This is a genomic window from Bacillus sp. JJ864 (assembly GCF_036963045.1).
Classification (GTDB): Bacteria; Bacillota; Bacilli; order Bacillales; family Bacillaceae_G; genus Bacillus_A; species Bacillus_A pseudomycoides_C.
In genome coordinates this window covers 1,406-2,650 of record NZ_JBALLY010000209.1, presented here as the reverse complement: position 1 = coordinate 2,650, position 1,245 = coordinate 1,406, and the positions used below count along the sequence as shown (strand labels likewise).

The window sequence follows — 1,245 nt, the reverse complement described above, 5'->3', positions numbered from 1 at the left end:
TGTATAGTGAATATATATTGAAACCGACTTTTTTATTCGAAACACGAAAAAAAGAGTCCTATTTTCATAGAACCCTTTTAACACCTCTATTAAGCTCATATAATAGCTTTCCATCATTCTAATACAAATATACTACTGGTTAACTATATGACTCTCATAAACTAAAATAACGCTATTAAAACCCACCAACGTCACCGCCACCATCAAAACTACCAGTTGTATCATGACCACCATTTGATGTTCCATGATCTGTAGGATTATGGTCATGAACCGTTCCACTATTATAATACTTATGCGAACAATCTGAATTATCGTTGGTATTATCAAGAATTAAAGATGTTGTTAAAAATGTATTTAGTAAATGAGGATCATCTTCTTTATTTATTTTATTTCGTAAAAAATGACTAGTGTTAGTTTTATTTTTTAATAAACCGATATTTGCTTTGATTTTTGCTCTATCAGTAGTTTTTGAGAAATTAATATTTGTAAAAAACACCAATTTTGTTAGTTTAATTAGCATGATTGTTAAAAATACATATAATAGCACTTTTAAAATATAAAACACAATATCTATTAAATCAGATGCAATATCATGAAATAAAATATCTAACTCCATTATAAAACCCTCTTTCTAGCTTTATACTCACCTAAAGTGAATAATACATTGAAAATACATTGAATATGTATTGAATATATAAATTGCAAACTCACAATTACATCAAATGTACTTTTAATAAATATACAATACATATTAGATATACATTACCCTTGAAACTTCATTCTGTGAAATCAAGCAATATACACTGAATATACAAACAATGTACATTATCTAACCCCTTACTTATTTAAGATTTCTTCATATACAGCAATAAGCCTAGATAAACCTGTAACACCATTTTGTTTTTGCTTCAATATTTCTTTATAAATATTTTCAGTTGTTCTTTCAGAATTATCATTTTCAGTTATAAACTTTGCAATTGTATTTTTTTCTTGTTGAGTAAGTTCATCACCTATACTAAATTCCTGTAGATGGAACTTCACAAATTGTAATGTTCTATCTACAGCTTGTTTATTGGCTTCTTTTTCATCTATAGAACCAACATTAAAAGGATTTATACTACTTGTATTGCTGGAGTTTATAGAAATTACTTTCCCTCCAAATTTCTTTGCAATTTCCTCAAAACTTTCTTTAGATTCTTTCATGCTTATAAAACTCCTTTTCTATATTTCTTTAATTTTTTAAAC

At 26.6% G+C, this 1,245-nt stretch carries 2 protein-coding genes; both read right to left on the bottom strand.

Annotated elements, in window-relative coordinates; genetic code table 11:
• Positions 1-175 precede the first annotated feature (175 nt).
• Complete coding sequence (locus V7024_RS23080) at positions 176-616, bottom strand: hypothetical protein (RefSeq protein WP_335524345.1); 441 nt, start codon at positions 614-616, stop codon at positions 176-178.
• Positions 617-837: 221 nt separating this feature from the next.
• A complete protein-coding gene (locus V7024_RS23075) occupies positions 838-1,203 on the bottom strand; it encodes a hypothetical protein (RefSeq protein WP_335524344.1) in 366 nt (121 codons plus the stop codon).
• Positions 1,204-1,245: the final 42 nt, after the last annotated feature.

Bases quoted from the DNA above. Each gene is read 5' to 3' on its own strand.
- V7024_RS23080 (WP_335524345.1), bottom strand. From the start codon at position 616: ATGGAGTTAGATATTTTATTTCATGATATTGCATCTGATTTAATAGAT.
- V7024_RS23075 (WP_335524344.1), bottom strand. From the start codon at position 1,203: ATGAAAGAATCTAAAGAAAGTTTTGAGGAAATTGCAAAGAAATTTGGA.